This is a genomic window from Pseudomonas linyingensis (genome assembly GCF_900109175.1).
In the GTDB taxonomy this organism is placed as follows: domain Bacteria; phylum Pseudomonadota; class Gammaproteobacteria; order Pseudomonadales; family Pseudomonadaceae; genus Geopseudomonas; species Geopseudomonas linyingensis.
In genome coordinates this window covers 98,772-124,624 of sequence record NZ_FNZE01000005.1, presented here as the reverse complement: position 1 = coordinate 124,624, position 25,853 = coordinate 98,772, and the positions used below count along the sequence as shown (strand labels likewise).

The following is a 25,853-nucleotide window of genomic DNA, read 5'->3' as shown; positions in this document are numbered from 1 at the left end:
TCCATGAAAGAAGATCCGATCGTCATCGTCAGCAGCGCCCGCACCCCTATGGGCGGCTTCCAGGGCGACCTCAAGGGCTTCAAGGCGACCGAACTGGGCGCCGCCGCCATCCGCGCGGTGGTGGAACGCAGCGGCCTGCCGGCGGACGCGGTGCAGGAAGTGCTGATGGGCTGCGTGCTGCCCGCCGGCCTCGGCCAGGCCCCGGCGCGCCAGGCCGCCCTCGGCGCCGGGCTGGCCCGCTCCACCCTGTGCAACACCCTGAACAAGATGTGCGGCTCGGGCATGCAGACGGTCATCCTCGCCCACGACCTGCTGCGCGCCGGCAGCGCCGAGATCATCGTCGCCGGCGGCATGGAGAGCATGTCCAACGCCCCCTACCTGCTCGACAAGGCCCGCGGCGGCTACCGCATGGGCCACGGCAAGGTGCTCGACCATATGTTCTTCGACGGTCTGGAGGACGCCTACGACAAGGGCCGCCTGATGGGTACCTTCGCCGAGGATTGCGCCCAGCAGTACGGCTTCAGCCGCGAGGAGCAGGACGCCTACGCGCTGGCTTCGCTGCAGCGCGCCCGCGATGCCATGGCCGACGGCTACTTCGCCGATGAGATCGTCCCGCTGCAGACCCAGGGCCGCGAGCAGCGCCTGGTCGCCCATGACGAACAGCCGCCCAAGGCCAGCCCGGAGAAGATCCCGACCCTGCGCCCGGCGTTTCGCGACGGCGGCACGGTGACGGCGGCCAACTCCAGCTCGATTTCCGACGGCGCCGCGGCGCTGCTCTTGATGCGCCAGTCCGAAGCCGAGCGCCACGGCCTGCGCCCGCAGGCGGTGATCTGCGGCCATGCGGGTTTTGCCGATGCGCCCAACCTATTCCCCACCGCGCCCATCGGCGCGATCCGCAACCTGATGCAGCGTACCGGCTGGAGTCTGGACCAGGTCGACCTGTTCGAGATCAACGAGGCCTTCGCCGTGGTCAGCATGGTCGCGATGCGCGAGCTGGGCCTGGACCACGCCAAGGTCAACGTTCACGGCGGCGCCTGTGCCCTCGGCCACCCGATCGGCGCCTCCGGCGCGCGCATCCTGGTGACCCTGCTGGCGGCGCTGCGCAGCCACGGCCTGCGCCGCGGCGTGGCGGCCATCTGCATCGGCGGCGGCGAGGCCACGGCCGTCGCCGTCGAGCTTTTGGACTGAGGAGACTGGCCATGCTGCTGACCGACGAACAACTGAGCATCGGCGAGATGGCGCGCCAGTTCGCCCAGGAACGCCTGCGCCCGTTCGCCGAGGAGTGGGATCGCGAACACCGCTATCCCACCGAGGCGATCCGCGAGATGGGTGAACTCGGCTTCTTCGGCATGCTGGTACCGGAGGAGCTGGGCGGCAGCGACACCGGCTACCAGGCCTATGCCCTGGCGCTGGAGGAGATCGCCGCCGGCGACGGCGCCTGCTCGACCATCATGAGCGTGCACAACTCGGTGGGCTGCGTGCCGATCCTGCGCTTCGGCAACGACGAGCAGAAGCGCCGCTTCCTCGTCCCGCTGGCGCGCGGCGAGCAGATCGGCGCCTTCGCCCTCACCGAGCCGCAGGCCGGCTCCGACGCCAGCAACCTGCGCACCCGCGCCCGTCGCGACGGCGACAGCTACGTGCTCAACGGCGCCAAGCAGTTCATCACCTCCGGCCAGCACGCCGGCACGGTGATCGTCTTCGCCGTCACCGATCCGGCGGCCGGCAAGCGCGGCATCAGCGCCTTCATCGTGCCTACCGACAGCCCCGGCTACCAGGTGGTGCGCGTCGAGGACAAGCTCGGCCAGCATGCCTCGGACACCTGCCAGATCGCCTTCGAGGACCTGCGCGTACCGGTCTCCCAGCGCCTGGGCGAGGAGGGTGACGGTTACCGCATCGCCCTGGCCAACCTCGAAGGCGGGCGCATCGGCATCGCCGCGCAGTCGGTGGGCATGGCCCGCGCGGCCTTCGAGGTGGCGCGCGACTACGCCCGTGAGCGTGAAGCGTTCGGCAAGGCGCTGCTGGAGCACCAGGCGGTGGCCTTCCGCCTGGCCGACATGGCGACCCAGATCGCCGTGGCGCGGCAGATGGTCCTGCACGCCGCCGCCCTGCGCGACGCCGGCTGCCCGGCGCTGGTGGAGGCGTCGATGGCCAAGCTGTTCGCCTCGGAAATGGCCGAGAAGGTCTGCTCCGCGGCGATCCAGACCCTCGGCGGCTACGGCTACCTCAAGGATTTCCCGGTGGAACGCATCTACCGCGACGTGCGTGTCTGCCAGATCTACGAAGGCACCAGCGACATCCAGCGCCTGGTGATTGCGCGCAACCTCGGAGAATGAACATGAGCTACGAAACCCTGCTGCTTGAGATCCAGGAGCGCGTCGCCCTGGTCACCCTGAACCGCCCCCAGGCGCTGAATGCGCTCAACTCGCAGCTGGTCGGCGAACTCAACCAGGTGCTCGACCGCCTGGAGGCCGATCCGCAGATCGGCTGCATCGTCCTCACCGGTTCGAGCAAGGCCTTCGCCGCCGGCGCGGACATCAAGGAACTGGCGGACAAGCAGTTTCCGCAGATCTACCACGACGACCACTTCGCCCAGGCCGACCGCATCGCCGCGCGGCGCAAGCCGATCGTCGCCGCGGTCGCCGGCTACGCGCTGGGCGGCGGCTGCGAGCTGGCGCTGATGTGCGACTTCATATACGCCGCCGACAACGCCCGTTTCGGCCTGCCGGAAATCACCCTCGGCGTGCTGCCCGGGATCGGCGGCACCCAGCGCCTGACCCGTGCCATCGGCCGGGCCAAGGCCATGGAGATGTGCCTGACCGGACGCATGATGCTGGCCAGCGAGGCCGAGAGCGCCGGGCTGGTGGCGCGGGTGTTCCCAGTCGATCAGTTGCTCGAGGAAACCCTCAAGGCGGCGCACGCCATCGCCGGCAAGTCGCTGACTGCGGCGATGATGATCAAGGAGTGCATCAACCGCGTCGACGAAACCAGCCTCAGCGAGGGCGTGCGCTTCGAGCGCCGGGTGTTCCATTCGGTGTTCGCCACCGCCGACCAGAAGGAGGGCATGGCCGCCTTCGTCGAGAAGCGCGAGCCGCGCTTCACCCACCAGTGACCTGACTGTAGGTCTGGATTTCCCTGCGCTTTACGGCCATTGGCCGACGATATTCGTTGAAAACAAGAACAAGAAGAGGAAATCAACATGCTTGAAGGTCTGATGCAGAAGGCCCCACTGCTGATCAGCGGCATCCTCAAACATGCCGCTTGCGCCCATGGTGACACCGAGATTGTCTCGAGGCTGGTTGACGAGCCACTGTGGCGCTACGACTACCGCGGGCTCGCGACCCGCGCCGCCCAGGCGGCGGCGATGTTGCAGCGCCTCGGCATCGGCGAGGGCGATTGTGTGTCCTCGCTGGCCTGGAACACCCACCGCCACTACGAGCTGTTCTTCGCCGTACCGGGCATCGGCGCGGTGCTGCACACCGCTAACCCACGGCTGTCCGACGAGCAGATCGCTTACACCCTCAACCATGCCGGCAGCAGCGTGCTGCTGTTCGATCGCAGCTTCGCCCCCATCGTGGCGCGCTTGTTGCCGCATCTCGAGCACATCCGCCACTTCATCGTCCTGTCGGATCGCGACTGCGATGAACCGGGCGAGATGCCGGCGCCCAGTTACGAGACGCTGATCGCCGCCGAGCAACCGCTCGACTGGCCGATCTTCGACGAGAACGCCGGCGCGGTGCTCTGCTACACCTCCGGCACCACCGGCGATCCCAAGGGCGTGCTGTACAGCCACCGCTCGGTGGTGCTGCACGCACTGGCCGCCGGCCTCAGCGGGGCATTCGGTCTGTCGGCCTTCGACTGCGTGATGCCGTGCTCGTCGCTGTACCACGGCACCGCCTGGGGCCTGCCGTTCGCCGCGGCGATCAACGGCTGCAAATTCGTGCTGCCCTGCGACAAGATGGACGGCCGCAGCCTGCAGGAACTGATCAAGAGTGAAGGGGTGACCTTCTCCGGCGGCGTGCCGACCATCTGGACCATGTACCTGGACCACCTCGAGCGCAGCGGCGAGGACGCCGGCAGCCTGGATCGGCTGGTGATCGGCGGCTCCGCCGTGCCGCGGGCGATGGCCGAGAAGTTCCAGGGCAAGTACGGGGTGACCATTCGCCAGCTGTGGGGCATGACCGAGACCAGCCCGCTGGGCGTGATATCGACGCCGACGCCGAAACTGGCCGCCCGTGGCCAGGAGGCCACCGACGAGGTGATCTGGACCCGCCAGGGCCGCCTGCAATTCGGCATCGAGTTGAAGATCGTCGATGAGGACGGCAATGAATTGCCGCGCGACGGCGAAAGCCCCGGCCAGCTGCTGGTACGCGGCCCGTGGACCATCGAGCGCTATTTCCGCAGCGAGAAGAGTGCCCTGGACGCCGACGGCTGGTTCGACACCGGCGACATTGCGACCCTGGACGCCGACGGCTTCATGCGCATCACCGACCGCAGCAAGGACGTGATCAAGTCGGGCGGCGAGTGGGTCAGCTCGATCGACATCGAGAACGTCGCCGCCGCCTGCCCGGGGGTGAAGATCGCCGCGGTGGTCGGCGTGTTCCACCCGAAATGGGAGGAGCGTCCGCTGCTGGTGATCGAGCCGCACCATGACGTGGAGATCTGCGTGCGCAGCGTGCTGGCCCACCTGGAGCCGCACATCGTCAAGTGGTGGATGCCCGATGCGGTGGTCATCGACCAGGTGCCGCTGACCGCCACCGGCAAGATCAACAAGAAGGTGCTGCGCGAGCGTTATCGCGACCATCTGATCAGTGGCGAACAGGCGGAGGGCTTCTGAATGACGACCAACCCGGGGCCGCTGGCCGGCCTGCGCGTGCTCGAATTCGCCAGCATCGGCCCCGGACCGCACTGCGCCATGCTGCTCGCCGACATGGGCGCCGACGTGGTGCGCATCGAGCGCGAGGGCGGCAACGGCTGGCCCAACCCGGTGGCCGACCGCGGGCGCTCGGTGCTGGTGCTGGACATCCGCAGCGCGGCCGGGCGCGAGCGCTGCCTGGAACTGGCCGACCAGGCCGACGTGCTGATCGAGGGCTTCCGCCCCGGGGTGATGGAACGCCTCGGCCTCGGGCCGGAGGTGCTGCGCGCGCGCAATCCGCGGCTGGTCTACGGGCGGATGACCGGCTGGGGGCAGAGCGGCCCGCTGGCCAGGGCCGCCGGCCACGACATCAACTACATCGCCCTGACCGGCGCGCTGGCCGCCATCGGCGGCCGCGAAGGCACGGCGATTCCGCCGCTCAATCTGGTCGGCGACTTCGGCGGCGGTTCGATGTTCCTCGCCTTCGGCATCATGACGGCGCTGTGGGAGCGCGAGCGTTCTGGCCTCGGCCAGGTGATCGATGCGGCCATCGTCGACGGCGTGTCCTCGCTGATGAGCTTCTTCGCCGGCAGCAGCCTGGAGCTGGCGCGCGAGCAGAGCCTGCTCGGCGGCGCCGCGCCGTACTACCGCTGCTACACCTGCGCCGACGGCCGCGAGATCGCCGTCGGCCCGCTGGAGCCGCAGTTCTACCGCGAGCTGCTCGAACGCAGCGACGCGCCGGAGCACCTCTACGAAGGGCGGGAGGAGCCGGCCAACTGGGAGGCGCACGGCCAGTGCCTAGCCGAGCTGTTCGCCACCCGCACCCAGGCCGAGTGGTGCGCGCTGCTGGAAGGCAGCGACGCCTGCTTCGCGCCGGTGCTGACGCTGGACGAGGCGCCGCAGCATCCGCACCTGCAGGCGCGCGGGGTGTACCAGCCGCTCGACGGCATGCTGCAGGTGGCGCCCGCACCGCGCCTGTCGCGCACGCCGGGGCAGGCGCGACCTTCGCTCAGGCTGGACGCGGCCGCGCCGGTGTGGGGGGAGAAGGCGGCATGCGGGGTGGCCTGAGCGTCGCGGTAACGACAGGGCGGCGACGGTTACCTGGTCGGGCCGAGGTGTTACCGCGGCATCATGCTGTAACGGCATCTGGGGCAGCCGGTAACGGGGCCCGCCTTTTTTCTCCCCGACGTTGCCTGGTGTAAAGCTCAACTTATTGATTTTAAAGGAATTTTAAAAGTTGGCACGGCATCTGCTTTAGTATTCGCATAACAAAAACAAGAACACCGCTCCAACACAATAAAAACAAGACGTAACGGCTCCAACACAACAAGAACAACAGGGTGGAGGCGCAGCAAACAGATTCTTTTGGAGAGGAGTTGCCCGATTGGGTCTCCCACGACCGGACCGAGAACAATAAAACTGCCCCGAGGCAGCGTCCACAACCGGTTGAGCCCGCAAGGGTAGTGGCGACATCAGCGTCCAAAGGAATACGTTTATTCTTGGGTCCCGTCTTGGGACTACTACCGGGCCACAGGCCCGGGCGGGCGGCCAACAAAAACAACAAGCCTGTCAAAACAACAAGAACACAGCACCAGATCACTTAAGGGGAGCCTCGGCTCCCCTTGTGCTTTCTGCGTTTTGGCCTTTCTGTCGCGCCTGGTGCTGACCGCGCGGCGCCGAGGTTGTGGGCGGATCAGTATCGACGAGCCGCTGGCCGGGTTCAGTCAGCCCGGCGGGTGGGAGCCCGCCGGTGGGTGGGATTTACTGAGCTTCCACGGTCACGGCAAATTCCGAGTCCTGGCGAATCACCACCTCGCGATTGAGGTACTCGGGCTTGATCTGCACATCCGGACGCACCTTGTAGGTACGGCTGCTGCCATCGGCAAACTGCAGGGTGGCAGTGTGCGCGGTGGTGTCGATTGCCTTGACCACGGCGATGGTCGAATTGGTACCGGCAATCAGCAGGCCCGGCTTGCTGCCTTCCGGCGGGGTCAGCACCATCACTGCACCCTCGCGGGATTCCTCGTCGGCCTTGCCCGGTTCACGCAGGTAAATGGCGCTTTCCACCTTCGTTGTCGCCGTAACCTTGTCGCCAACCTCCAGTTGCGGGTAGTTGCGCATTTCCGGCGGAGCCTGCACGGTACGCTGGTTGCCCTGCTCATCCCGCAGGGTGAAGGTGCGCTTGCTGCGGTCGAGGGCGACCACCGTTGCCTCGACTTTCTCCTCCTCGATGATGATGCCTCCGGGCACGCCCTCGGCTGCGACGGCGCTCTGGCTGAGCGTGCTGGTAAGTGACTGGTTGTCGGGTTGGCTGGCACAGGCGCCGAGCAGGGCGATGCCGACCAACAGGGGAAGGTTGCGAATCACAGACATCTGGCTCTCCTTGAGATCGTTGTGCGCGGTTTCCGGCGCACTCCATCTGCAGCGTAGTCGCTGTTTTACAAGGCAACATGTGTCAACAGGGACGGTCAGCGAGCCGGGCCGGGGAGCCGGATGGGAAGCGCCGATCAAGGCTGTTCACATCCACTCCAACTGCGCAGCCGCACCCTCTTCGCCCCACAGCACCCGCGGCGGCAGGTCGAACAGGGAGTAGGCGCTGTGCTGCAGCAGTGGCAGCGCCCGCGCGGCAGCCAGCATCATGCGCGCCGCCAGTTCGGTTTCGTTGTAGCGGGCTTCCAGCAGCAGGGCGGCATGGCTGGCGTCGCCAGCGGCCGCGTGGCGCTCCAGCGATAGCCCACGATCGGTTTCCTCCAGTGCGGCGATGCTCTCCACCGGGAACACCAGCGTCTCCTCGTCCAGAAACAGCGGGTCACGGCTGATGGCGTCTTCCACCGCAGCCGCATCGGCCCCGGCTTCCAGCTCGACATACACGTAGCGCTGGAGGAGCCCTTGCGGGGTTTTCAGCTCGGTCGCCAGCGCCTTGCGCACACCCTCGACGCCTTCGGCGGCCAGTGTGTGATGCAGGCTGCCGGCGGTGTGCAGGCTGCTCTGGCTATGCCCATGGGGGATCAGCAGGGCGAACTGGCTGCGCAGCAGGGAGAGGATGCCCGGATCGCCGCCCGCGCCGACGATGGCGGTTGCCTTGTAGAGATGTGCCATCCGCTGCATTTCCGCCTGGTGGGCGACAAAGGCCTCGCCGTGCAGGCGCGCGCATTCCACGATCGGGGTACGTCTTTGCAGAATCTCCTGCGCGGTGCCCCGGGTCATGTCCGCGGGCACGCAGAGCAGCGCGGCATCGACATTGCTCAGTTCGCTGATATGGCTGACGACCGGGATGTCTTTCAGCCAATCGACCGGCCCGGGGTTGAGCCGCACCACCCCGGCCAGCGCCAGGCTCGGATCGACCAGCAGCGCTTCGGCACACTTGCGGCCCAGATTGCCTAGGCCGATCACCGCGATCTGTCTTTTTCTCATGGTGCCGAGTGTCCGCCAGGTTGATGGGGGGCTGACTGCCCAACCCGTGCGGGCAGGAGGTCAGAGAGGGCATGGGGACACTATAGACAAGCGCAACAGCCGGGCAGCGTGGTCCGCATGGGCCTGGTCACCCGCTGGTCATGGCTGTACCTCGAGAGCCATCGACGCGTATGGCATTCCCGATGGTCAAGGCTGCATGAGCTCGCATTGTTCGGCGCCTCGGCTACTGTGTTGCTATGAATCGAAGCCAGCCGTTTCAGGGCCGCAGCCGAGATTCACTCACAGGAGGCTGAACCTTGAACGCCATCAAACTCGTCGCAATCGCTCTCATCGTCGCTGGTGCTCTTGGCCTGGCATACGGCGGCTTCAGCTACACCAAGGACACCACAGCAGTGAAGCTCGGTTCGGTCGAGCTTTCGGTCAAAGAGAAGGAAACCGTCAACGTTCCGGTATGGGCTGGCATCGCAGCCATCGTTGCTGGCGGTCTGCTCCTCGTCTTCGGCGGCAAGAGTCGCTGAGCTATGGCGGCGCTTTTCTTTCGCGCAGTCGCCTGAATGGGGCGTTGGGCGGCGCCCTCGCTGGCGCTGCCCGGCTGTCGTTGATAACCGCCAGTCAGCTCGAGCGGGACTTGTCGCCATCTTTCGGGAGCGGCAGCTCATCCATGGCGCCCTGTGGCTCCGCTGACTCGGTGATCACACTGAAATCACTTACTTCAATGGCGCCCCGCCCATAGCCGAGCAGGTGGAAGGAGAACGCCTTGCGCGGCTCGAGGTTGTAGAAGCTGAAGTCCATCTGCAGCGGTTGTTCAGGGGTGACCAGCATCCTCGCCGGGATGTCCAGCGGCACATCCTGCTCGAATTCCTTGGCCTTGAGCAGGATGTAGGCTTTCTGCTTCGGCCCCACCGAGCGTACGGTCAGGCGCACGCGAGTCAGCGAGCCCTTGGGCAGCTCCAGGTACTGGGCGCCGATCAGATTGTCCGTCCAGTCATCCTTCACCTGCGCCTTGAGCCGGATGATGGCCGGGCTGCCGAACTGATAGAGCTGGTTCAGCGCGGTACGCAGCAACGAGTGATCGAGCTCGGTTGCCCTTGCCACCATCTGGCGCGCGCGCTGACCGCCATACTGGCCAAGGAAGATCGCACGCTCGGCGATGAAGCCCTGGCTGGCGTAATACCGGCAGCGCTGCTGAAAGTCGCACTCGGTCAGGGTTCCCTGGCCATCGTGGTAGCGCAGCTTGCCGTTGGTGTACGACATGATTTCCCGGCCATGCTCATAGTCGCGAAACAGCGAGCGACCGCTCAGGGCCTTGGGTGCCGGGAAGCCGAAATAGTCGAGTACCGATGCGCTCAGGTCGATGTGTCCATAGACCCCGGATTTGATCCGAGGCAACTGGTCCTGTTCGGGGGCCAGCACCAGGTTGAAGCCCCAGGCCGAGGCGAGGCGCAAGCCCTCGATGCCGTGGGACTCGTCCGAAGTGATGATGATCAGGGTGTCTTTCAGTACGCCCTGGCGCTCCAGTTCGGTCAGAAATCGCCCCAGCGCATCGTCCAGGTAACTCACGGCGGCCTGCTTGGGACTCTTGTGGCGCTGCAGATACTCCGCTGGCGCGGCGTAGGGTTGGTGGGTGCCAACCGTCAGCAGGGTGAGCATCCAGGGTTGCTTCTTGCGGCGCAGCTGCTCGACGTAATCTAGCGCACCTTCGAAGAAGGACTTGTCGTCCTTGCCCCACGGGAAATCCAGGTAGGAAGGCTTCTTGAACCACTCCATGCCCCGGGTGGCGTCGAAGCCGATGTGCGGCATGATCCTATCCTTGGCCATGAACCTGAGGCCCGCGCCCTGCAGGTAGTGCGTGGCGAACCCGCGGCTGCGCAACTGGGCTGGCAGGCAGGCCCGGTTGCGCTGCTGCTGGGTCAGCATCTCGATGCCCTTGGGCGTGCCGTTGTCGAGCTTGTCGTAGTCGCCGCAGAGCATCGCGTAGAGGCCGCGAATGGTCTGGTGATTGTGCAGCACATAGTCGGGCGTGTTCATGCCGCGCTCGGCCCATGCGCTCAGGTTGGGCATCAGGTTTTCGCGATAGCTGCCATTCAGGGCCTGGCGGTTCACGCCGATGTAGGCGCCGGGAATGCCTTCGAGGGCGACGATCAGCACATTGCGGGCGCGTCCCGGGGCTCTGAGCAGCTTCTGTCCGTTCAGGTCGAGTCGGGTAAGACCCGCCATCTGCGGTGGCGTGTCAACGACATCGCCTTCCAGCCATTCCTCCAGGCGCAGCTGTACATTGCCAACGCCTGCCGCCAGCCATTGGTGCGGGAGGTTGAACAACTGCCACTGATCCGCCGCGCTGGGGCTCAGATACTGCATGCCGCCGTGTGCCAGGAGGATGGAAAGCGGCAATGTCCAAGCATGGCCATGCAGGCAAGGAGAAGGTCGCGAGCGGCCTGTCCATAGGCTGGCCAGCCAGATGATCAGGCCGATCAACAGGGCTGCGGCAACCCATGGGTGGGCAAGGCTGCCGGCGGTGGAGCTTTCCATGAACTGCGGATCGCCAAGGTACCGCAAGTCTGCGGCGTCTGGCAGCCGGCCTACGGCGCTGACCAGTTCGACAGCCGCCACCGTCAGCAGGGCCCACGCCAGCAACACTGGCAGGGCCAGCCACCAGGAAAGGCGGTACAGCAGCACGATCAACAGGCTGGCGATGCCCAGGTCCGACAGATAACCGAGAGGGTCGGACCAGCCCAAGGCAAGGCGGATGCACAATGGAATTGCGAGCACCAGACCGGTCAGGCTGGCGAGGGAGGAGTGCGGATGTTGCAGGCAGCGCGAGATGATGTTCACGAGGAAAGCGTCACGCCATCAGATGTTCATGAAACCATGCTAGTTGGTGTCGCACATCTTTTTTGGCAGCGTCGGACCCGGAAAGTTCTTGTGCCAAATCCGGGGGCATGGTCGCGTTAGACGGGATTTGCCTGTGACCGCTCAGGCCGCTGGGGGAACTCTGAAAAAGTGGTCATTCCCGCGCAGGCGGGAATCCAGAAGGCCCGTGGCCCCTGGGCTCCCACCTGCGAGGGAGCGACGGTAAGCGGTTGTTTCGGAGTTTCTCTAGATCAGACCAGCCAGTGCCCGCTGATTGGACAGGTAGATGTTGTCGGCCTGCAGCGCCTCGCCGCGTTCGATGGCTGCCAGCCATTCCGTAGTGCTCACCACGGCGGCGAAACCGGTGTGCATGACCACGGTGAACACCCGGTGGATCTCCTCTGCAGTGGCTGCGCCGCGAGCATTGGCGTAGGGCACCGAGCCGGCGGCGTCGTGCAGCAGTTCGACGTTCCAGCCCTCGTGTTTGGCCTGGCGCACGGTGGAATCGTTGCAGTTGTGGGTCATGTAGCCGACGATGCTCAGGGTGTCGATCTGGCGTTCGCGCAGCCAGGCGCCGAGACCGGTGCCAGTGAGGGCGCTGGCCATGCTCTTTTCGACCAGCAGGTCGTGATGCCGATCGGCCACCAGCGGATGCAGTTCGGCCTGCTCGCTGCCGCGGGCGAAGATTGGCGAGCCCTCCGGCGTCAGGTGCCTGACGACCACCACCGGGATGCCAGCGGCGCGGGCGGCGTCCATGGCGCGAACGATATTGCTCAGCGACAGCTGCACATCGGGGTATTCGATCCGCAGGTTGCCGCTTACGTATTCGTTCTGCACATCGATGACGATCAGGGCGCGCTTGGGTTGGCGGGACATGTCGGACTCCTGGGGTGTATTGGGATGGAAGGAATTATTCGCAGCTTGGCAGCTTGCTGTGAGTGACCCGATGGACAGTATTCGCTAGGATCAGGCCATTCGATGAAGCCCGAGCAGAGGGAATCGCGCATGCCTGGTCATACGGTCGCCGTGGTCGCCTTCGACCGCATCAGCCCCTTTCACCTGTCGGTGCCCTGCGTGGTGTTCGGCGATCATCACCCCGGCGTGCCGCCGTTCGAGCTTCAGGTGTGCGCGGCGGAGGCCGGTCTGCTGCGCACCACGGCGGGCTTCCGGGTGGCGGTCGATCACGGACTGGAGGCTCTGGAGCGGGCACAGACGGTGATAGTGCCGAGCTGGCGCGACCCGATGGAAAGACCGTCCGAGCCGTTGCTCGCAGCTCTGGTCGCGGCCCGCGACCGCGGCGCGCAGATGGTTGGCTTGTGCCTCGGTGCTTTCGTGCTGGCCGAGGCCGGCCTGTTGGCGGGACGGCGGGCAACCACCCACTGGGCCTGGGCAGAACAGTTCGCCGCGCGCTATCCGGACGTGCAGGTGGATGCCGATGTGCTCTATGTCGAGGACGGCAGCCTGCTCACCTCGGCCGGCACGACCGCCGGGATCGACTGCTGCCTGCATCTGCTGCGCCTGCAGTACGGCAGCGAAATTGCCAATTCGGTGGCGAGACGGCTGGTGATGCCGCCGCACCGTCAGGGTGGTCAGGCCCAGTATGTCGAGCAGCCGCTGCCGGCCACCGCCCGCGATTCCCGTCTGGCGGGACTGCTCGACTGGGTGCGCGCCAACCTGCAGCAGGCACACAGCCTCGACAGCCTGGCGGAGAAATCCTTGATGAGTCGCCGCACCTTTACCCGCCACTTCCGCCAGCTGACCGGCGCCACGGTGGGCGACTGGCTGCTTGCCGAGCGCCTCGCCCTGAGTCAGCGCCTGCTCGAGAGCACCGAGCAGCCGATCGAGCAGGTTGCCGCGCTCGCCGGATTCGGTTCGCCAGCGTCGCTGCGCCATCACTTCGGCCAGGCCTTCGGGGTTTCCCCCAAGGCCTGGCGCCAGACTTTTCAGGGCGATTGAGCGCAGCGCACGTCGCGCTCAATCCGGGGCGACTGGCTTTCTGACCCTCTTGCCCGGCGCGGCCTTGCGCGGCGTCGCCTTGCGCTTCTTCTTCCAGGGCGTGCCGCCACGTCCGGCCGGCGCCGCCGGGCCGCTGATGGACAGGCGCAGCCCGGCGCAGCGCTCGACCAGCTTGCTCATCCACGCCGACTGCTTGGCGACGAACTCCTCCAGCGGCATCTCGCCACTCTGCACCATGTCCAGCGCCTGCTCCCAGATCGCCGTGGTGCCGGGATCGGCGATCGGCCGCGGCACCGCGTCGATCAGGCTGAACGCCGCCGGGGTGGCGGCCAGCGCCTTACCCTGCTTGGTCAGGTAGCCGCGATCGAGCAGGCCCTGGATGATCCCGGCGCGGGTCGCCTCGGTGCCGATGCCGGTGGTGTCCTTGAGCTTCTGCTTGAGGCGCGGGTCGTCGACCAGCTTGGCGACGTTCTTCATCGCCTTGATCAGGTCGCCCTCGGTGAACGGCTTGGGCGGCTGGGTCCACAGGTCCTTGAGTGTTACCTCCTTGATCGCGCAGTCCTGGCCCTGGCGTAGCGCCGGCAAAGCCTGTGGCTCGGCCGCTTCGCGGCCTCTGGCCGGCGTCAGCGCTTCGGGCAACGCGCGCCGCCAGCCGGGCTCGACGATCACCTTGCCCACCGCGCGCAGGGCGTGGCCGGCGCAGTCGAAGTCGGCCTGGGTGCGGTCGTACTCGTGGTTGGGCAGGAACTGCGCCAGGTAGCGGGCGCGGATCAGGGTGTAGACGGCGCGCTGCTTGCCGACCAGACGATCGAGGTCCTTGGCGGCGGCGGTGGGGATGATGCCGTGGTGGGCGCTGACCTTGGCGTCGTTCCAGGCCCGCGAGCGGCGCTGCGGGTCGAGGTAGGGCTGCAGAGCGGCCAGCGCCGGATCGGCCTTGGCCAGTGCGGCGAGGATCCCTGGTGCCTCGCCGTGCTGGCTCAGCGGCAGGTAGCCGCAGTCGCTGCGCGGATAGGTGATGACCTTGTGGGTCTCGTAGAGCGCCTGGGCGATGTCGAGGGTTTCCTGGGCGCCGAGGCCGAGCTTCTTCGAGCAGACCTCCTGCAGGGTGCCGAGATCGAACGGCAGCGGCGCCGCCTCGCGCATGCGCTCGGTCGCCAGCTTGACCAGCCGGGCGCTGGCCGCGCGGCGCATGGCTTCGGCGGCGTCACGGGCCAGCTCCGGTTTGAGGCAGCGGCCCTGCTCGTCGCAGGCGTCTTCCGGGGCGCGCCACTGGGCGGTGAAGGTCGTGCCGTCGGCCAGCAGCTGTACGTCGATGGCCCAGAACGGTACCGGCACGAAGTCGGCGATGCTGCGGTCGCGGTCCACCACCAGGCGCAGGGTCGGTGTCTGCACCCGGCCCACCGGCAGCACGCCCTGGTAGCCGGACTGGCGGCCGAGCAGGGTGAACAGCCGGCTCATGTTCATGCCGATCAGCCAGTCGGCGCGCGAGCGGCCGAGCGCGGCGTGGTAGAGGCTGAAGGTCTCCGCGCCCGGCTTGAGCGCCTTGAGCGCCTTGCGGATCGACGCATCGTCCAGCGCCGACAACCACAGCCGCTGGATCGGCCCGCGATAGCGGCAGTGCTCCACCAGCTCGCGGGCGATCATCTCGCCCTCGCGGTCGGCGTCGGTGGCGATCACCAGCTCGTTGGCTTCGCCGAGCAGACGCTTGACCGCCTTGAACTGGCTGGCGGTCTTCGGTTTGACCAGCATCTTCCACTTCTCGGGGACGATAGGCAGGTCGGCCAGGCTCCAGCGCTTGTAGCGGGCGTCGTAGGCATCCGGCGGCGCGGTTTCCAGCAGGTGACCGATGCACCAGGTCACCGTCACGTTGGCGCCCAGCCAGCAGCCGTCGCCGCGCCGGCTGGCGCCGAGCACCTTGGCGATGTCCTTGGCCTGAGAGGGTTTTTCGCAGAGGTAGAGCCGCATGGTTGCCGTGATCCAGGAGGTTCGATGGCGCACAGGATGTAGGCAATGCAGCGGCTGGGCAAGCTTTGTCTGTATGGGTGTACAGGTGTTGAGTTGGGGAGGAGGCGGTGCGTCCCAGCGTACCACTCGGCAGTCTTCGAGGGTGCCGCGGTTTCAGACGCCACAGCCGCCGCGCCCGATCGCCCCATGGATTTTGCGCTAGGCTTTTTCTCCATCCGCCCGGAGCAGGCAATGTCGCTGCTGCATACCCTTGGTTTACGCTTGGCCCGCTATCTGGCGCGTCCGCGTCCGGGGCACAGCCAGCTGCCGGCGTTCCCTCCAGCACACCTCGCCGCCACCCTGCGGGTGGGCGACGTGCTCCTGGTGGAGGGCACCAGCCGCTTCTCCAGCGCTATCAAGTACCTGACCCAGTCCACCTGGTCGCACGCGGCGCTGTATGTCGGCGACCGTCTGGGTCCGCTGCCGGGTGCCGGCGAGCCGGTACGCGCGTTGATCGAGGCGGATGTGGTGGAAGGGGTACGGCTGATTCCCCTGGCGCACTACCAGGGCCAGCACACGCGCATCTGTCGTCCGATCGGGCTGGACGAGGCCGACATCGCGGCACTGCTGGACTTCATGCGTGCGCGGTTGGGGCAGGGCTACGACCTGCGCAACCTGTTCGATCTCGCGCGCTACCTGGTGCGGCCGCCCCTGCCGGGGCGGCTGAAGCGGCGGATGATCGCCCTTGGCAGTGGATCGCCCACCCGCGCGATTTGCTCGACGCTGTTGGCGCAGGCCTTCGAGTCGATCCATTACCCGATACTGCCGGAGATCGTCAGCTGCGATCCTCAGCACCCGGCGCTGGAGCAGGCGCGTCATGAGCAACTGCACATCCGCCATTACAGCCTGTACGTGCCGCGCGATTTTGACGTCTCGCCGTACTTCCGTATCGTCAAGCCGCAGTTGCAGCACTCCTTTGATTTTCACCGCCTGCAGTGGGCTGTGGATTCGTGCTCCGCGGATGAGCACGTAGTACGGCCGCCGTCGGCTGGCGGCTAGGCGCGTCGTTCAATGACTGTGGGGCTCCAGCAGTTGGTGCGGATCCTTGCCCTGCAGGCGCTGCATCCCGTCCTGCAGCCAGCGGCGGGCGGCCAGCTCGGCGCGCTCGATCAGTTCGGCGCTGTGCGAGAAGTCGTAGGTGTTGACCGCCAGCGGGCACAGCGGCGGCAGCACGATCAGCTCGCAGCGTGAGGCGAAACGGTCGACATCGGCGAGCAACTGGCGCATGGCCAGCAGGTTGACGGCATGCAGCGCGGTGGCCAGTGCCCCGTGGGGCGGTGCCTTGAGCGCGCAGGGCGTGCCGGTCGGTAGCACCAGCACGCGGCTGGCGCCCAGCGTCACTGCGGCGGAAATCGGCGTGTTGCTGGCGATGCCGCCATCCATCAGCGCTTGCCCGCCGATGCTCACCGTCGGGAATACCGCCGGAATGGCCGCGCTGGCCAGCAGCGCGGGTAGCGCCTCGCCACTGGAGAGGATCACTTCCCTGCCGGTCAGCACGTCGGTGGCGACCACATGGCAGGGCAGTGCGGCGTCCTCCAGCTGCCGGTAGGGCAGGCGCGAAGCGATCAGTCGCTGCAATTGCCGGGGTGGCATCAGGTAGTCGCGCCTGCCGATCAGGCCCAGCAGGGTATCGGCCGGCGAAAAGGGAAAGATGTCGCTGCGGCGCAGCTCCAGCCAGATGCGTTCCAGGCGGGCGATGCCCTCGCGATCGGGCGCGGCGGCGAAGTAGGCCGCGTTGATCGCGCCTACCGAAGAGCCGACCACCAGATCGGCGACCACGCCCTCTGACTGCAATGCCTTGAGCATGCCCACCTGCACGGCGCCGAGGCTGCCGCCGCCGGCGAGCACGAATGCCGTCTTGCCCGCTTGCCGATCCATGCTGCCCCCGTGCGTCTGCCATCTGCCAAGGGTAGACGGTGCGTGGCCTGCTAATCGCTATTCATGCATGGCCATGCGTGCTGCAGGCCGGCGACGCCTCGGATAAGCTTGCTGCTTTTCTCCAGCTCAGGAACAGCCATGGGCCAGGTCGTTGCCGCCGCGGTTTATCACAAGGGCAGAAAGGTCGCCGATATCCGCCTCGAGGAAGGCCGGGAGTGGGCCGCAAAACCCGGCCATGTGGTGTGGATCGGCCTGCGCGACCCCGACCGCAGCCAGCTTGAGTACCTGCAGCAGCAGTTCAACCTGCATGAGCTGGCCATGGAAGATGCCATCACCCAGCACACCCGGCCCAAGCTGGAAACTTTCGGCGACGCGCTGTTCATGGTGGTTTACTCGCCGATCCGCGAGCACGGGAAGCTGACCTTCGTCGAGACCCAGCTGTTCGCCGGCAAGGGCTACGTGATCAGCGCCCGCTACGGCGATTCGGCGCCGTACTCCACGGTGCGCCAGCGCTGCGAGGCGCGCCCGCTGCTGCTGGAGCAGGGCGAGGACTTCGTCCTCTATGCCCTGCTCAGCTTCGTCATCGAGAACTACCGGCCGCTGCTGGACGGCATCTTCGAGGAGCTCGAAGAACTCGAGCAGACGGTGCTCAGCCGCTCGCTGAGCAAGGCCGATATCGAGCACATCGCCAGCCTGCGCCACGATCTGCTACGCCTGCGCCGGCAGGTCGCGCCGCTGGCGGAGATTTGCCGCGAGCTTCAGCAGCTCGACTTCCCGTTCATCGACAAGCCGATGCGCCCGTACTTCCGCGACATCGCCATTCACGTCAGCCGCCTGCAGGAAGACCTCACCGGACAGCGCGAAATGGCCGACCACGCCATCGAGCTCGGCCTGCTGCTGGAGGCCTCGCGGCAGAGCGTGGTGCAGCGCAAGTTCGCCGCCTGGGCGGCGATCCTCGCCTTCCCGACCGCGCTGGCCGGGATCTATGGGATGAACTTCGACCACATGCCCGAGCTGACCTGGCAGTACGGCTACTTCGGCGTGCTCGCGGTGATCGTCCTCGGCTGCGGCGGGCTGTACGCCAACTTCAAGCGATTGGGCTGGTTGTAGGGCCGGGACGTTCCTGTCGGGCGCCTTCCCGGCGCATCCCGGTCCGCAAATGACGAATTTTTCACCTTGGCTTGATGCCGGCTTGACGGAGTGTTGCCTAGCATTGGGCGATTTGCCGCTGCTGACGAATAACATGTCGAACATCCTTGCCGTTTCGCTGGCATCCCGCGTGTGCTCCCTGCCGGAGAGCCTGTGTCCGTCGGGCGTCTGGCGGGCGCGCATCGTGCAGCTGTTGTTGGCCCTGGCCTTGCTGCTGCTGGCGGGCCTGGCGCTGGCAGGCTGGCGCCACCTCTACCCGGTGCGGACCGAGGCCGGCTGGTCCTACGCTACCCACCTCGACGAGGTCGAGAAGGTCAGCGCCTTGGTCGAAGACGGCGAGGGTGGCCTGCTGCTCAGCCAGGAGCTGGGTGGGGGCAAGGGGCGCCTGCTGCGCCTGGCATCGGGAGGCGAACTGAGCGAGGTGCAGGTCGGCTTGTCCAAGCCCGACGGTATGATCGGCTTTCGCGGCGGCGTGGTTTTCAGCCAGGAGCAAGGGGAGCTGCCCGTGCTCTGGCGGACGCCCGATGGCACGCGTGCGCTGTTCGTCGGCCGCAGCGTCGAGGGGCTGGCCAGCGACGGCCGCTACCTCTACGCCATCGAGGATCGTCATGGTGATGGCAGCCTGTTGCGCTTCGATCCCGAACGCGATGTCGTCGAGGTGCTGCGCCGTGACCTGGACGAGGCCGAGGCGGTGACCGTCTGTCCGGATGGTCGCCTGTTCTATGGCGAGAAGGGTAAAGGGTGGATTCGCCAGTTGAGCGCCGATGGCAGCGATCCCACGGTGCTGGCGGGTCTCAACCAGCCCGGTTTCCTGCTGTGCAATGACGAAGGACTATGGGTGAGCGAGGACGCCACGCACATGGCGCGCCTGCTGCTGCTCGACCAGGGCGGGCAGTTGCATACGGTGTTGTCCCATCTGCGCTCGGCGCAGACCCTGATCGAAACCACCCCCGGTCATTACCTGCTCGCCGAGCAGGGCCGCAACCGCGTGCTGAAACTGCAACGCCTCGCCACTGGAAGCTGATCCATGCGTCATGCGCGACCCCCTGGCCACAGCCGGCCCCGGCCTGCGCTTCGACCTGCTCCTGGTGGTGTTCGGCATCGCGCCGCTGCTGCTGGCGATCCCATGCCGACTCCTGATCGGCGCGCGGCGCGCGGCGCTGGCAGCTGGCCTGGCTGAGTGTGTTCGCCAACCTGACCCTGTTCCTCGGCGTGCTGGAGCTGGACTTCTACCGCGAGCTCCATCAGCGTCTCAACGCCAGGCGCCGGCGCCGCGGTCGGCTGATTGAGGCTGACGCTTGGGCAGAGCTTGTCGTGACTCCGGCAGGCTCCACTGGCCGAGAGCTGAACCTGCCGCCGCCGGCAACGGATGGTGTGCGCTAACGAGGCCCGCTGATGCGAGCCTCAATGTCGTTTCCGAGCGTGGTTCCGACCTGCATCAATTGTCCCGCGCCGCCTTGGCGTGGTCGGCAAACTCGCTGAACACGCCGTCCACCCCCAGGTTGTAGAACAACCGGTATTCGGCCGCGGGATCGCCCTTGAAGTCGGACGCCAGGCGTTTGGCCTCGCTGCGGAACGTGTAGGGGTGCACGAACAGGCCGGCGGCGTGGGCGTCCTTGACCACGTCGGTGGGCGCCATCATCACCCGGTCGCGCTCGTCGATCTGGCCGTCGCCGTTGCGGTCGTCAGGCTGGCCGTCGCGGTTGTCATCGAGCAGCCTTGACGGAATCAGGTAGGGCTTCCATGGGCCGATGCCGTCGGCATAGGTGCTGATCTCCTTGAGGCCTTCCGGGGTCAGCAGGCTGGCGAAGGTGCGCGCATCGCCGGCCACGGCAAAATCGTAGGGTTTGTCGAACGGCGCGGCCAGCTGGATGCTGCCATCGGCATTGATATCGCTGGCGTCGACCAGTTGCACCAGGCGCAACTGGGTTTTGCCGCGCAGGTACTTGAGGTTCGCCACCTCGAACGACTGCAGGATCACCGGCGAGGTCCGGCTGGTGTAGCCGTAGCGGTCCAGGGTATCGAGCAGGCGGTCCTCGAGCTTGAGTCCCAGGCTGGCGTGCCAGGTGGGATGCTTGGTCTCGGCATACACGCCGATGCTGCGTCCCACGCGCGCGCTCTCGCTACGGGCCAGGTCGAGCACTTCCTCGAAGGTGGGAATCTGAAACTTGCCGTTGTACGCCGGATCGCGGTCGGGGAACGGCTGGATGGCGCGCAGGGTCTTGAGTTCGGCGAGGGTGAAGTCGGTGACGAACCAGCCTTCCTCCTCGACGTCATCGACCGTTCTGCGGGTCTTGCGGCTGGCGAACTCGGGGCGATCCTTCACGTCGGTGGTGGCGATGATGTTGGGCTCGTGGCGCGCCACCAGCGCGCCATCCTTGGTGGCCACCAGGTCGGGCTCGATGAAGTCGGCGCCCAGCTCAATGGCTTTGCGGTAGCCCTCCAGCGTGTGGTCCGGCAGGTAGCCGGCGGCGCCGCGATGGCCGATCACCAGCGGCCGGGCGCCATCCAGCGTGGGGTATTTCACGCCCGTGCCACCGCCGCAGGCCGTCAGCAGCAGCGCGGAGACCAAGGCCAGCATCAGCGTACTTACAGCGGCTTGGGGCATGTTTCACCTCGGCAGTGATTGAAGCGTCACTCCAAGGCTAGCGCCTCCCGGCCAGGCTGCCGGCCTGGCCGGGATGTTCCGCTGATTCAGTATGCCATCTGCCCGTCGATGCAGGTCACCGCCATGCCGCCGACCTGGATGCGGTCGTCGTCGATGGCGATGCGCAGCAGCCCGGCGCGGCCGATGGCGGCGCCCTGGGCGGCGCGGTACTCGTTGCCGAAGCGTCCGGTCTGCCCGCTGTCGCGGATGAAGGCGGCGACGCAGCCGTTGCCGCTGCCGCACACCGGGTCCTCGTCGATGCCGCAGGCCGGGGCGAAGGAGCGCACCTCGATGCGCGCCGGCGCACCGGGCGCGTGTTCGCCGAAGATGGTCACCCCGGTTTCCTGCGGCTTCTGCTCGATCAGCTTCATGCGCGCCATGTCCGGCTGGCAGGCCAGCACCGCCGCGGCGCTGGCCAGCTGGGCGACGATCCAGCGCGCGCCGACGTCGATCAGCCGCGGCCGTGCCTCGCGGGACACCGCGCAGCCGAGGATGGCCTCCAGCTCGTCGACCTCGGCGTCGTCCAGCGGCGTGATCGCCGGCTGCGGCAGGTCGAAGGTGATCCAGCGTTCGCCGTCGCCGCCCTCGCTCACCTCCAGGCCGATCAGCCCGGCCGCGCATTCCTGCACCAGCCGGCCGTCGCGCGGGGCGATCACCTCGGCCTCCAGCAGTGCGTGGGCGGTGCCGATGGTCGGGTGGCCGGCGAACGGCAGTTCGGAGGCGGGGGTGAAGATGCGCACCCGGTAGTCCGCCGCGGCGCTGCTCGCCGGCAGCACGAAGGTGGTCTCGGACAAGTTGGTCCAGCGGGCGATCTGCTGCATCTGCTCGGTGGAGAGGCCCTCGGCCTGCAGCACCACGGCGACCGGATTGCCCTTGAACGGAACCTTGGTGAACACGTCGACTTGCTTGAACGGGACGTTGCGCATCGCGATCTCTCTGGCGGATTGGATTCTGGCGCCCATCCTAGGCAACCGGAATTTATGGGTACAGATACAAAAAATGGATAAATCAATGGGTGCAGTTTGCGCGGAATCGTCACCCGACCTGCCGGCGGCCATGCGTACGCAGGGCGGCTTCAGGGCGCCATCTGGGCACACAGTGCCGCGAAGCCCTCGCGGTAGCGTGCGGCCAGCGCACGGGCCAGCTCGCGCAGTGGGCGCCGGCTGGCGACGAGGGCTGCGTCGAGGCCGGCGGCGATCTCCGCCACCGCCACGCTGAGCGGTAGCCCGGCGGCCTCCCAGGTGGCGGCATAGGCGGCCGGCTTGCCGGGGGCGGCGCGGTGCAGGTTAAGGCGGGGCAGAGCGTAGCTAATGGCGACGATCCGCCCGTGCAGGCTGCTGCCGAGAAAGCCGCGGCTATGGGCGAGCAGCGCGCAGATGTCCCACAGGTTCAGGGTGGCGGCGATGCGCGTCGGCGCGCGCAGGTGCGCCGCCATGCGCTGGTAGCAGTCGAGGTCGTCGTGCCAAGGCGCGGCGCTGGCGCGGAACAGCGCGATACCCAAGCCATGCGCCTGCGTGATGCGCTCGAGTTGCGCGGCGATGGCCGTCAGGCTGGCGTCGTCGCCGAAGTCGGCGCTGAACTGCACGGCCAGATAGACCTGCGGGAAGGCGCGGCGCAGCTCGGCGACCTCGCCCTGCGCGGCGTGGCGCTCGATCCGTGCGCCGAACAGCTCGCAGGCCAGCATCTCGCCGCCGACGTGCAGCAGGTTGACCGGTCGCCCGGCGAACTCGCGGGCCAGCGCCGCCAGCGCCTCGACCCGATGGCCGCCCCATGGCCGCAGGTCGCGCGCGGCCAGCCCGGCGAAGCGCAGTTCGCGCCCGGGCAGCAGCGCGGCGGCGATATGCGGGAACAGCAGGTCGCCGAAGTTGTGCCGGTCGAAGGCGCCGAACAGCAGGGTGGGCGCCATGCCCGGGATTGTCTGGCCTGTCACGAGTTGCCCCCGCCTATGGCCTGGAACCTGTCGCCGCGCCGGCGCGATGGCCGGGCAGCGGCCGCGCTCAGCGCTGCACCGGGTCGAGGAAGGGGGTGTCCGGGTCGCTCACGTAGAAGATCACCACCCGCATGGGTTCGCTGCTGCTGCGGTTGTAGCCCGTCATCCTCACTTGCGGCGGCTCGACGAATGCCTGCCCGGCGTTGGCCACGAGGGGCGCGCGACCCTCGATCTCCAGGGTGAAGGTGCCCTCCAGCACATAGACGGTCACCGGGAAGCGGTGGGAATGGAAGGGCGTCGCCTCGCCGGGTTTGAGGGTCGCCTGGACCACCCGCACCTCCTGGTGTTCGCCCCTGGGCATGCCTTGCACCAGCTCCTTGAGGAGCGGGGGCGGGGGTTTTGCCGGCCCCTCATCCTGGGCCGCCGAAGATAGAGTGGCGAGGAGCGCGACCAGCGCAACAGCGATACCCGGCAGATTAGCCATTTCATGACCTCCTCAGACGCCGAACACGCTCGGGTAGCACGTCGAGCACATCTGGCAGCGGCTTTGCCGCCGCGTGTCACGAGACCGAGGGCGTAGCAGCGTTTGCGGCACTTTCAGCGTAGTCGCTGGCAGGTCCGCGGTCGTCCCGTCGTGTCGCGGTTGTCGGCACCCGGGCCGCCGGGGTCAACCGGCCAGCCGCTCGGCGAGAAAGTCGATCAGCACCCGCAGCTTCGGCGGCAAGTGGCGGTTGGGTGGGTAGAGCACCCAGGCGGTGCCCTGGTAGGAGCCGGTGTAGCGCCAGTCCGCCAGCACCTGCTGCAGGCGGCCGTCGCCCAGCGCCTGGGCCGCGGTGAACTGCGGCAGGCAGGCGATGCCGAGATGGTTCAGCGCGCCGTTCAGGCGCACCTCGCTGTGGTTGCTGGCCAGCCGGCCGCGCACCGCCACCACGCACTGCTCGCCGGCGTGGGCGAAGTGCCAGCGATGGTCGTCCGGGCGCTCGTCCAGGTACAGGCACTGGTGGCGCACCAGCTCGTCCGGGTGCTGCGGCACGCCATGCTCGGCCAGATACTGCGGGCTGGCGCAGAGCAACTGGAGCACCTGGCACAGCGGCCGGCCGGCGAGGTTCGGCGGCGGCTGGTCGGTGATGCAGACGATCAGGTCGAAGCCTTCGGCGATCAGGTCCGGCGTGCGGTCGCTGAGGTTGAGGCTGACGTCGACCTCGGGATGGCGGGCGAGGAACTCTGCCAGCAGCGGCGCCACCAGATACTTGCCGAACGCCTTGGGCACCGACAGCCGCACCTGGCCGCGCGGGTGGCTCATCAACCGCTCGCCGACCGCCACCGCGGCTTCGGCGGCGACCAGCATCTCCCGGCAGCGTTCGAACACCTCCGCCCCTGCGGCGCTCAGGCGCAGGCGGCGGGTGGTGCGCTCCAGCAGGCGCAGGCCGAGCGCCTGCTCCAGCTGGGCGATCTGCCGGCTCAGCGCCGACGGGCTGCCGCCCTGCAGGCGCGCCGCGGCGGAGAAGCTGCCGCTTTCCACCACACGGACGAAGCTGGCCATCAGTGGCAGCAGCTGATTGCTCTGATTCGTGTTCATGGGGAACAAGTGTTGTGTATTCGAACTGGATTATCGCGCCGTGCGCTGCAATGAACAATGCGGCTCAGCCTACCCGAAAGCCGGAGCCCGCCATGCATACCCTCAGCCGCCCCTTGCCCGTTCGCCTGCTGCAGAGCAGCGACCTGCTCCTGCTGCTGGTGGCCATGGTCTGGGGTACCAGCTACGGCGTTGCCAAGCAGGCGCTGGTCTTCTACCCGGTGCTGGGCTTTCTCGCCACGCGCTTCTGCATCACCTTCCTGCTGCTGGCCCCGCAGCTGCGCGGCGCCGGCCGTGCCGCGTGGCGGCCCGGCCTGCCGCTGGGGCTGGTGCTGCTGGCCATCTTCCTCTGCGAAACCTACGGGCTGGCGCACACCAGTGCCAGCAACGCGGCCTTCCTGATCAGCCTGTGCGTGGTGCTGACGCCCTTCGTCGAATGGCTGCTGCTCGGCCAGCGCCCGGATGCCCGCCTGTGGCCGGCGGTGGTCCTGTCGCTGCTCGGCACCTGGCTGCTCAGCGGCGGCATCGAGCATGACTTCAACCTGGGCGACGGCCTGATGCTGGCGGCGGCGCTGCTGCGCGCCGTGCTGGTCTGCCTGACCCGCAGGCTCGGCAGCGGCCGCGAGGTGCCCTTGCTGGCGCTGACCGCCGTGCAGAGCGGGGTGGTCGGCTGCGGCTGCCTGCTGCTCGGCGTGCTGCTCCCCGGCGGCCTGCCGGCGCTGCCGACGGCACCGGCCTTCTGGAGCGCAACCCTCTACCTGGTGCTGTTCGCCACCCTGTTCGCCTTCTTCGTGCAGAACCGGGCGCTCGGCTGCAGCAGCCCGAGCCGGGTCAGCCTGCTGATGGGCAGCGAGCCGCTGTTCGGCGCGCTGTTCGCCGTGCTCTGGCTGGGCGAGACGCTGACGCCGGTGGCCTGGCTCGGCGGCCTGCTGGTCGTGGCGGCGATGCTCTGGGCCAGCCTGTCACGGAGCCGTCCGTGAGCAGCGACCTCGCGATCACGACAGGCGTAGCCGGCAACTTGCGCAATCGGGCCCATACTTGCCTTTCGGGCCAGCACAGCCAAGAGGAGCACGCACATGATCACCGTCAACCTAGATACCATTTCCCGCCTCATGGACCTGGCCCGCACCTTCCACGCCAAGGAGCAGGTGGTCATCCCCCAGGAGCCCAACAGCCCGAGCGACGACTGGGCCCTGCAGGCGCTGGCCGATCACGACGATGACGAGTACTACGCCGAGTTCGAGTCGATCATTGACGACCTGGAGCCCGACCAGCAGCAGGAGGTGGTGGCGCTGATGTGGCTCGGTCGCGGCGACGGCACCCTGGAGGAGTGGGACGACCTGCTCAAGCAGGCTGGCGAGCAGTGGAACACGCGCACCGCCGACTACCTGATCGCCCATCCGTTTCTGGCGGAGTATCTGCGCGAGGGGCTGGATTTGCAGGGGTATGGGGAGGAGTAGGGTGGGTAACTCGCGTAGCGATTACCCACCGTTGGTACTGCGCCGTTGCCTACCCTACGCGCTGATTGTGAGGTCATGCTTCGACAATACCCAGCGCCCCCAGCATAATTGCCTCGAAAGCTTCCCCCGATTTGAAG

23 protein-coding genes are annotated in these 25,853 nt (G+C 67.3%); 12 read left to right on the top strand and 11 right to left on the bottom strand.

The features are described 5' to 3' along the window. The first annotated feature begins 3 nt into the window (after positions 1–3). The 5 genes from BMZ19_RS08015 to BMZ19_RS07995 all read left to right on the top strand — a co-directional run bounded on the left by BMZ19_RS08015 (position 4) and on the right by BMZ19_RS07995 (position 5,920). Positions 4–1,188: an acetyl-CoA C-acyltransferase gene (locus tag BMZ19_RS08015; protein WP_090309495.1), complete on the top strand. Its 1,185-nt coding sequence runs from the start codon at positions 4–6 to the stop codon at positions 1,186–1,188. Between the two features lie 11 nt (positions 1,189–1,199). Continuing rightward, a complete protein-coding gene (locus BMZ19_RS08010; RefSeq protein ID WP_090309492.1) occupies positions 1,200–2,333 on the top strand; it encodes an acyl-CoA dehydrogenase in 1,134 nt (377 codons plus the stop codon). Positions 2,334–2,335: 2 nt separating this feature from the next. Next, positions 2,336–3,109, top strand: coding sequence for an enoyl-CoA hydratase (locus BMZ19_RS08005; protein WP_090309489.1), 774 nt, complete (start codon positions 2,336–2,338; stop codon positions 3,107–3,109). Between the two features lie 102 nt (positions 3,110–3,211). Then, positions 3,212–4,834 carry a long-chain fatty acid--CoA ligase gene (locus BMZ19_RS08000; protein ID WP_090309882.1) on the top strand — a complete coding sequence of 541 codons (1,623 nt, stop codon included), beginning with the start codon at positions 3,212–3,214 and terminating at the stop codon, positions 4,832–4,834. Then, entirely contained in the window at positions 4,835–5,920 is a 1,086-nt protein-coding gene (locus tag BMZ19_RS07995) for a CaiB/BaiF CoA transferase family protein (protein ID WP_090309486.1), read from the top strand. Between the two features lie 693 nt (positions 5,921–6,613). Here the strand turns inward: BMZ19_RS07995 and BMZ19_RS07990 are convergent. Beyond that, positions 6,614–7,225, bottom strand: a complete 612-nt coding sequence (locus tag BMZ19_RS07990) for a hypothetical protein (protein WP_090309483.1) — start codon at positions 7,223–7,225, stop codon at positions 6,614–6,616. 144 nt (positions 7,226–7,369) lie between these two features. Then, positions 7,370–8,266 carry a diaminopimelate dehydrogenase gene (locus BMZ19_RS07985; protein WP_090309480.1) on the bottom strand — a complete coding sequence of 299 codons (897 nt, stop codon included), beginning with the start codon at positions 8,264–8,266 and terminating at the stop codon, positions 7,370–7,372. Positions 8,267–8,562: 296 nt separating this feature from the next. On the opposite strand from BMZ19_RS07985, the gene BMZ19_RS07980 reads away from it, so the two are divergent. Further along, positions 8,563–8,784 carry a hypothetical protein gene (locus BMZ19_RS07980; protein WP_090309477.1) on the top strand — a complete coding sequence of 74 codons (222 nt, stop codon included), beginning with the start codon at positions 8,563–8,565 and terminating at the stop codon, positions 8,782–8,784. A gap of 94 nt (positions 8,785–8,878) precedes the next feature. Here the strand turns inward: BMZ19_RS07980 and BMZ19_RS07975 are convergent, their stop codons facing one another. Continuing rightward, on the bottom strand, positions 8,879–11,098 hold the full coding sequence (locus BMZ19_RS07975; RefSeq protein WP_170847720.1) for an LTA synthase family protein: 2,220 nt from the start codon (positions 11,096–11,098) through the stop codon (positions 8,879–8,881). A gap of 264 nt (positions 11,099–11,362) precedes the next feature. Then, positions 11,363–11,992: a cysteine hydrolase family protein gene (locus BMZ19_RS07970; RefSeq protein ID WP_090309474.1), complete on the bottom strand. Its 630-nt coding sequence runs from the start codon at positions 11,990–11,992 to the stop codon at positions 11,363–11,365. Positions 11,993–12,121: 129 nt separating this feature from the next. Here BMZ19_RS07970 and BMZ19_RS07965 point away from each other — a divergent pair, with 129 nt between their 5' ends. Beyond that, positions 12,122–13,072 carry a helix-turn-helix domain-containing protein gene (locus BMZ19_RS07965; protein ID WP_090309471.1) on the top strand — a complete coding sequence of 317 codons (951 nt, stop codon included), beginning with the start codon at positions 12,122–12,124 and terminating at the stop codon, positions 13,070–13,072. Between the two features lie 18 nt (positions 13,073–13,090). Here BMZ19_RS07965 and BMZ19_RS07960 read toward each other — a convergent pair whose 3' ends face one another. Further along, positions 13,091–15,037: a DNA topoisomerase III gene (locus BMZ19_RS07960; RefSeq protein WP_090309468.1), complete on the bottom strand. Its 1,947-nt coding sequence runs from the start codon at positions 15,035–15,037 to the stop codon at positions 13,091–13,093. 231 nt (positions 15,038–15,268) lie between these two features. On the opposite strand from BMZ19_RS07960, the gene BMZ19_RS07955 reads away from it, so the two are divergent. After that, complete coding sequence (locus tag BMZ19_RS07955; RefSeq protein WP_090309465.1) at positions 15,269–16,075, top strand: YiiX/YebB-like N1pC/P60 family cysteine hydrolase; 807 nt, start codon at positions 15,269–15,271, stop codon at positions 16,073–16,075. Positions 16,076–16,084: 9 nt separating this feature from the next. Here BMZ19_RS07955 and BMZ19_RS07950 read toward each other — a convergent pair whose 3' ends face one another. Beyond that, a complete protein-coding gene (locus tag BMZ19_RS07950; RefSeq protein ID WP_090309462.1) occupies positions 16,085–16,954 on the bottom strand; it encodes a patatin-like phospholipase family protein in 870 nt (289 codons plus the stop codon). A gap of 138 nt (positions 16,955–17,092) precedes the next feature. Here BMZ19_RS07950 and BMZ19_RS07945 point away from each other — a divergent pair, with 138 nt between their 5' ends. Beyond that, positions 17,093–18,064 carry a magnesium and cobalt transport protein CorA gene (locus BMZ19_RS07945; protein ID WP_090309458.1) on the top strand — a complete coding sequence of 324 codons (972 nt, stop codon included), beginning with the start codon at positions 17,093–17,095 and terminating at the stop codon, positions 18,062–18,064. A gap of 133 nt (positions 18,065–18,197) precedes the next feature. After that, entirely contained in the window at positions 18,198–19,127 is a 930-nt protein-coding gene (locus BMZ19_RS07940) for a hypothetical protein (RefSeq protein ID WP_244517127.1), read from the top strand. A gap of 414 nt (positions 19,128–19,541) precedes the next feature. Here the strand turns inward: BMZ19_RS07940 and BMZ19_RS07930 are convergent, their stop codons facing one another. The 5 genes from BMZ19_RS07930 to BMZ19_RS07910 all read right to left on the bottom strand — a co-directional run bounded on the left by BMZ19_RS07930 (position 19,542) and on the right by BMZ19_RS07910 (position 24,259). Beyond that, positions 19,542–20,711, bottom strand: a complete 1,170-nt coding sequence (locus BMZ19_RS07930; protein ID WP_090309453.1) for a glycerophosphodiester phosphodiesterase — start codon at positions 20,709–20,711, stop codon at positions 19,542–19,544. 86 nt (positions 20,712–20,797) lie between these two features. Continuing rightward, positions 20,798–21,676, bottom strand: a complete 879-nt coding sequence (locus tag BMZ19_RS07925; protein WP_090309450.1) for a PhzF family phenazine biosynthesis protein — start codon at positions 21,674–21,676, stop codon at positions 20,798–20,800. Between the two features lie 149 nt (positions 21,677–21,825). Beyond that, positions 21,826–22,656 carry a hypothetical protein gene (locus BMZ19_RS07920; protein WP_090309447.1) on the bottom strand — a complete coding sequence of 277 codons (831 nt, stop codon included), beginning with the start codon at positions 22,654–22,656 and terminating at the stop codon, positions 21,826–21,828. Positions 22,657–22,747: 91 nt separating this feature from the next. After that, positions 22,748–23,041: a cupin domain-containing protein gene (locus BMZ19_RS07915; RefSeq protein ID WP_170847719.1), complete on the bottom strand. Its 294-nt coding sequence runs from the start codon at positions 23,039–23,041 to the stop codon at positions 22,748–22,750. Between the two features lie 306 nt (positions 23,042–23,347). Further along, positions 23,348–24,259 (bottom strand): LysR family transcriptional regulator, encoded by a 912-nt coding sequence (locus BMZ19_RS07910; RefSeq protein ID WP_090309442.1) that lies wholly within the window; start codon positions 24,257–24,259, stop codon positions 23,348–23,350. A 92-nt stretch (positions 24,260–24,351) separates the two neighbouring features. Between BMZ19_RS07910 and BMZ19_RS07905 the strand changes: the two genes are divergently transcribed. After that, positions 24,352–25,236 (top strand): DMT family transporter, encoded by an 885-nt coding sequence (locus tag BMZ19_RS07905; RefSeq protein WP_090309439.1) that lies wholly within the window; start codon positions 24,352–24,354, stop codon positions 25,234–25,236. A 96-nt stretch (positions 25,237–25,332) separates the two neighbouring features. Further along, positions 25,333–25,716 carry a DUF3775 domain-containing protein gene (locus BMZ19_RS07900; protein WP_090309436.1) on the top strand — a complete coding sequence of 128 codons (384 nt, stop codon included), beginning with the start codon at positions 25,333–25,335 and terminating at the stop codon, positions 25,714–25,716. Positions 25,717–25,853: the final 137 nt, after the last annotated feature.

Bases quoted from the DNA above. Each gene is read 5' to 3' on its own strand.
- BMZ19_RS08015 (WP_090309495.1), top strand. From the start codon at position 4: ATGAAAGAAGATCCGATCGTCATCGTCAGCAGCGCCCGCACCCCTATG.
- BMZ19_RS08010 (WP_090309492.1), top strand. From the start codon at position 1,200: ATGCTGCTGACCGACGAACAACTGAGCATCGGCGAGATGGCGCGCCAG.
- BMZ19_RS08005 (WP_090309489.1), top strand. From the start codon at position 2,336: ATGAGCTACGAAACCCTGCTGCTTGAGATCCAGGAGCGCGTCGCCCTG.
- BMZ19_RS08000 (WP_090309882.1), top strand. From the start codon at position 3,212: ATGCAGAAGGCCCCACTGCTGATCAGCGGCATCCTCAAACATGCCGCT.
- BMZ19_RS07995 (WP_090309486.1), top strand. From the start codon at position 4,835: ATGACGACCAACCCGGGGCCGCTGGCCGGCCTGCGCGTGCTCGAATTC.
- BMZ19_RS07990 (WP_090309483.1), bottom strand. From the start codon at position 7,225: ATGTCTGTGATTCGCAACCTTCCCCTGTTGGTCGGCATCGCCCTGCTC.
- BMZ19_RS07985 (WP_090309480.1), bottom strand. From the start codon at position 8,266: ATGAGAAAAAGACAGATCGCGGTGATCGGCCTAGGCAATCTGGGCCGC.
- BMZ19_RS07970 (WP_090309474.1), bottom strand. From the start codon at position 11,992: ATGTCCCGCCAACCCAAGCGCGCCCTGATCGTCATCGATGTGCAGAAC.
- BMZ19_RS07965 (WP_090309471.1), top strand. From the start codon at position 12,122: ATGCCTGGTCATACGGTCGCCGTGGTCGCCTTCGACCGCATCAGCCCC.
- BMZ19_RS07960 (WP_090309468.1), bottom strand. From the start codon at position 15,037: ATGCGGCTCTACCTCTGCGAAAAACCCTCTCAGGCCAAGGACATCGCC.
- BMZ19_RS07955 (WP_090309465.1), top strand. From the start codon at position 15,269: ATGTCGCTGCTGCATACCCTTGGTTTACGCTTGGCCCGCTATCTGGCG.
- BMZ19_RS07950 (WP_090309462.1), bottom strand. From the start codon at position 16,954: ATGGATCGGCAAGCGGGCAAGACGGCATTCGTGCTCGCCGGCGGCGGC.
- BMZ19_RS07945 (WP_090309458.1), top strand. From the start codon at position 17,093: ATGGGCCAGGTCGTTGCCGCCGCGGTTTATCACAAGGGCAGAAAGGTC.
- BMZ19_RS07940 (WP_244517127.1), top strand. From the start codon at position 18,198: ATGTCGAACATCCTTGCCGTTTCGCTGGCATCCCGCGTGTGCTCCCTG.
- BMZ19_RS07930 (WP_090309453.1), bottom strand. From the start codon at position 20,711: ATGCCCCAAGCCGCTGTAAGTACGCTGATGCTGGCCTTGGTCTCCGCG.
- BMZ19_RS07925 (WP_090309450.1), bottom strand. From the start codon at position 21,676: ATGCGCAACGTCCCGTTCAAGCAAGTCGACGTGTTCACCAAGGTTCCG.
- BMZ19_RS07920 (WP_090309447.1), bottom strand. From the start codon at position 22,656: ATGGCGCCCACCCTGCTGTTCGGCGCCTTCGACCGGCACAACTTCGGC.
- BMZ19_RS07915 (WP_170847719.1), bottom strand. From the start codon at position 23,041: ATGCCCAGGGGCGAACACCAGGAGGTGCGGGTGGTCCAGGCGACCCTC.
- BMZ19_RS07910 (WP_090309442.1), bottom strand. From the start codon at position 24,259: ATGAACACGAATCAGAGCAATCAGCTGCTGCCACTGATGGCCAGCTTC.
- BMZ19_RS07905 (WP_090309439.1), top strand. From the start codon at position 24,352: ATGCATACCCTCAGCCGCCCCTTGCCCGTTCGCCTGCTGCAGAGCAGC.
- BMZ19_RS07900 (WP_090309436.1), top strand. From the start codon at position 25,333: ATGATCACCGTCAACCTAGATACCATTTCCCGCCTCATGGACCTGGCC.